The organism is Nostoc cf. edaphicum LEGE 07299, from assembly GCF_015207245.1.
GTDB lineage: Bacteria > Cyanobacteriota > Cyanobacteriia > Cyanobacteriales > Nostocaceae > Nostoc > Nostoc edaphicum_B.
This window is the reverse complement of the sequence record NZ_JADEXF010000430.1, coordinates 1-4,548: the sequence shown is the minus strand read 5'-3', so window position 1 is coordinate 4,548 and position 4,548 is coordinate 1. Positions and strand designations below refer to the sequence as shown.

The following is a 4,548-nucleotide window of genomic DNA, read 5'->3' as shown; positions in this document are numbered from 1 at the left end:
GCTCAAGGCAGCTTATGGTTAATCATCCCAAATGGAATCTGGCAATCATGACGATTCAAATGAAAAAATCCCCCAAGTTTACACAGTTACATACTTACCTGAATTTGCTACTTGGGGAAGCGAAAAAAGGCTTATAAACATCATTGAAAACTACATTGGTCTGCCAATCATTTTTCATGGTGTACATCTCCGCAAAGATTTCCCTAATAAAAGTCAGTTTGGTACACAACTATGGCATAAAGATGCAGAAGACCGCCGCATGATCAAAATCATTATTTACTTAAATGATGTTGAAGAAAAGCAGGGGCCATTTGAATATATCCCAGCCTCTTTAACCTCTTTATTTAGATTAAACTATTACCGTACTTACTACAAGCTTTGGCAATCTGGTCATTTAGGCATCACAGATGAAGAACTAAATGAAATTATCCCGAAAGAGGCTTGGAAATCTTGTACAGGATCGGCAGGAACTGTCATTATTGTCGATCCCAAAAAAGCCATACATCACGGTACATCACGCACAGAACATAGGTTAACTTTATTCTCGTGCTATACTTCTACTTCTCCCGAACGTCCAGAAGTTTGTACTCAATATCGAGACAATACTTTTCCCCAACCAAAGTTAACTGAACCAGTTAGTAATAGCGCCATCTAGTTCAGTTAAAACAAGCTGCTTGTTAATCTAAAAAACCGCTCAAGACTATTATTGATGAGATTTTTTAAAAAGAATTCAGAAGTCAGAATTCAGGAGTCAGAATCAAGATGTTCACGGACTCTCGTTCGCGCGTCTCCGTTCGCGCAGCGTCTCCGACAGGAGAAGGAGAAGAGAAGACTTTACGCTACGCTATCCGCTTTTTCGGTCAAAATTAATTCTGACTTCTGACTCCTGACTCCTGAATTCTGTTCGATAACAAGTTAAGTTTTCAAATTTGCCAAGTTTTATTGTCGTCAATATTCCTATCGAGGTTATTCATTCATGATCTTCACTCAAACTACACTCAAAGACGCATTCATCATTGATTTAGAAGAAAAGCCAGACCACCGTGGTTTTTTCGCTCGGTCTTTCTGCGCTCAAGAATTTGAAGCACATGGATTAAAGCCAACAGTTGCCCAATGTAACCTGTCTTTTAATTACAAAAAAGGCACTATCCGGGGAATGCACTATCAAGTTCTGCCAGCAGCAGAAACAAAATTAATTCGCTGTACTAAAGGCGCAATCTACGACGTAATTATTGATATGCGTCCTGAATCTCCTAGCTTTTTATCACATATTGGTGTAGAGCTAACCCCAGAAAATCGCCGCGCTTTATATGTTCCAGAAATGTTTGCTCATGGCTATCAAGCGCTCACCGATGAGACTGAAGTTGTATATCAAGTGGGTGAATTTTACACCCCAGGATATGAAAGAGGTTTACGCTATGACGACCCATTCTTTAACATTGATTGGCCTCTAGATGTGACTGAAATCTCTGAGAAAGATTTAAATTGGCCTTTGTTGAGAATGATGACTGTTGGCGTATAGACTATTTCTCTGTGCCAGGTGTTTTCCACACAACACACTGGCTCCTCTGTATGAGGTAAGGTACTTCCAAAAAATATACCATCGCTATAGAGGCAGGGGGAGGCAATATGCAAGAGCAACTCATACCAAAGAAAAGTTTGCCCAAACCTACAGAAATGCTGTGGAGCAAATTATCAAAAATCATAGCCGGAAAAACAAACTGCTGTTATGGCATCTAGCAAGCAACCAGTTAGTAGCTATCATTAATGATAATTCCTATGAAAATGTACTTAATGTTTAGCTATAAAAAATTATTAAGTGCAAAATTATCGAGAATTTGTAACACAACAAACAGTTCCAAAAAGGAGTTTAGTTCATGATTATTATCGATCGCGCCTTACAAGCCCGTGCAGCAGCAGGAAATCCTATCAAGGTGGGAATGATTGGTGCTGGTTTTATGGGTCGAGGAATTGCCAACCAAATTGTCAATTCAGTGCCAGGAATGGAGTTAGTTGCTATCTCTAATCGTCAGATTGGTGCAGCTAAACAAGCTTATTCGGAAGCAGGGATTGAAGATATTCAAGTTGTTGCAACTATCAGCGAATTAGAAGATGCGATCGCTAACGGTAAGTATGCAGTCACAGAAGACGCTAAGTTACTGTGTCGGGCTGAAGGCATCGATGCATTAATCGAAGTCACGGGTGCAGTGGAATTTGGCGCTCAGATCGTTATGGAAGCGATCGCCCATTGCAAACATGTGATCATGATGAATGCCGAACTCGATGGCACCATTGGCCCCATCCTCAAAGTGTATGCCGACAAAGCAGGTGTGATTCTCAGCGCTTGTGATGGCGATCAGCCAGGAGTACAAATGAACCTTTATCGCTTTGTCAAAAGCATTGGTTTAACTCCCTTATTGTGCGGTAACATTAAAGGACTCCAAGACCCCTATCGAAATCCCACCACCCAGGAAGGATTTGCTAAACGTTGGGGTCAAAAGCCCCACATGGTGGCTAGCTTCGCCGACGGAAGCAAAATTTCCTTCGAGCAAGCGATCGTTGCCAATGCCACAGGCATGAAAGTCGCCAAACGGGGAATGTTGGGATATGACTTCAGCGGTCATGTCGATGAAATGACCCAGTTATATGATGTTGAACAACTCAAAGAACTGGGCGGTATTGTCGATTATGTAGTTGGAGCAAAACCAGGCCCAGGCGTATACGTATTTGCCACTCACGACGACCCCAAGCAACGCCACTATCTCAACTTATATAAATTAGGCGAAGGCCCACTTTACAGCTTCTATACTCCTTATCACCTCTGTCATTTTGAAGTTCCCTTGTCCGTAGCGCGTGCTGTTTTATTTGGTGATGCCGTTATGTCTCCACTAGCAGGCCCGCTAGTAGATGTTGTCACCACCGCCAAAATCGACCTGAAAGCAGGAGAAACCTTAGATGGCATTGGCTACTACATGACCTACGGACAATGTGAAAATTCCGATATCGTCCAACAGCAAAATCTTCTACCAATGGGTTTAGCTGAAGGGTGTCGCCTCAAACGAGATATTTCTAAAGATCAAGTCCTCACTTATGAGGATGTAGAATTACCTGAAGGCAGACTTTGCGACCAACTACGAGCTGAGCAAAATGCCTATTTCGCTCCAGAAAAAATCTTAGTAGCAGTTGGATAATATCGGTTCTCAAAACATTTGCCACAAATGAATTAGCTGTAGGGGCGTAGAGTAGAGTCAAGGCGAATAGAATTCGTGGCTACACAAGCTAAGAAAGAACTGAGGGTTTTAAATTAAACCCACGTAGGTGGGTTTTGCCTGTGTAGACGCGGTTTCTAACCGCCGATTTAACTAAAGTTGTTGATAGTAACTTGCTGGGGAGCGTTTCAACAAACCCGATCGAAACTTTAGGTCAAATTTCATGAAAATTGCTCTCGTCCATGATTATTTAACCCAGCGAGGTGGGGCAGAGCGTGTGTTTGAACTGCTTTGTAAGCGCTATCCCGAAGCAGATATTTTCACATCTTTGTACGATCCCCAAAAAACTATCGATCTAGGCGATCGCATAGTTAATACAACTTTCTTACAAAAGATTCCTGGTGCAGCAAAATATTTCAGGTCAATGGCTCCTCTATATTTTCCTGCCTTTCGTGCCTTGGATCTGCAAGACTACGATTTAATTATTAGTAGTAGCACCAGCTTCGCTAAAGCAGTGCGAAAAAATCCCAATGCCCACCACATTTGTTTTTGCCATAATGTCACCCGTTTTTTATGGGATACAGCAACTTATTTAAGAGAGTACGGGGACTATAGATATTTTGCTCCTTTAATCGAACAAGTATTTCAAGTCATGAGAAAGGTAGACCTGAAATATGCACAGGAGCCTGACCTTTACATTGCTAATTCTAGTGTTGTTGCCCGCCGTATTGAAAAAATTTATGGCAAGAAGGCAATGATGGTAAACTATCCAATTGATACTAGTAAATTTCTTTTTTCAGATATAAAAGATGAATATTATCTGGCCTCTGCCCGGATGATCAGTTATAAGCGACTTGATATAATAGTCGAAGCTTTTAATTGGTTAGGGTGGCGGCTATTAATATCTGGTGATGGGCCAGAACTAGCACGGTTAAAATCCAAAGCATTACAAAATATTGTGTTCTTGGGACACGTAAGTGATAGAACCCGCAAAAACTTATTTTCCAAAGCCAAGTCTATTATTGTCGCAGCCTTAGAAGATTACGGATTAGTTCCAGTAGAGGCTAATGCAAGCGGTACACCAGTCATCGCTTATGGAGCGGGTGGAGTATTAGATACTCAAATACCAGGTGAAACAGGAGTCTTTTTCAAAAGACAAACACCCGAATCTTTACAAGTTGCCTTACTAGAAGCAAATGGTATTTCTTGGGATTACGATCGCATCCGCAATCATGCAGTAGCAAATTTTTCAGAAAATGCATTTTTTGGCAAGGTTGAGCAAATTATTAATCAAGCTTGTGGCGTGCAGCAATTATTCATTTGATTGAGTAGTCATTAG

4 protein-coding genes are annotated in these 4,548 nt (G+C 41.3%); all 4 read left to right on the top strand.

The annotated features are described in order from the left end of the window. Positions 1-31 precede the first annotated feature (31 nt). The 4 genes from IQ229_RS14130 (at position 32) to IQ229_RS14115 (ending at position 4,533) form a co-directional block, all read left to right on the top strand. The gene (locus tag IQ229_RS14130) at positions 32-655 is read left to right on the top strand and encodes a phytanoyl-CoA dioxygenase family protein (protein WP_194044697.1); all 624 of its coding nucleotides are present in this window, start codon (positions 32-34) and stop codon (positions 653-655) included. A gap of 321 nt (positions 656-976) precedes the next feature. Then, positions 977-1,522 carry a dTDP-4-dehydrorhamnose 3,5-epimerase gene (gene rfbC / locus IQ229_RS14125; RefSeq protein WP_194044692.1) on the top strand — a complete coding sequence of 182 codons (546 nt, stop codon included), beginning with the start codon at positions 977-979 and terminating at the stop codon, positions 1,520-1,522. Between the two features lie 355 nt (positions 1,523-1,877). Continuing rightward, positions 1,878-3,191 (top strand): NAD(P)H-dependent oxidoreductase, encoded by a 1,314-nt coding sequence (locus IQ229_RS14120; protein ID WP_194044691.1) that lies wholly within the window; start codon positions 1,878-1,880, stop codon positions 3,189-3,191. Positions 3,192-3,432: 241 nt separating this feature from the next. Beyond that, positions 3,433-4,533: a glycosyltransferase gene (locus tag IQ229_RS14115; protein WP_194044690.1), complete on the top strand. Its 1,101-nt coding sequence runs from the start codon at positions 3,433-3,435 to the stop codon at positions 4,531-4,533. Positions 4,534-4,548 lie beyond the last annotated feature (15 nt).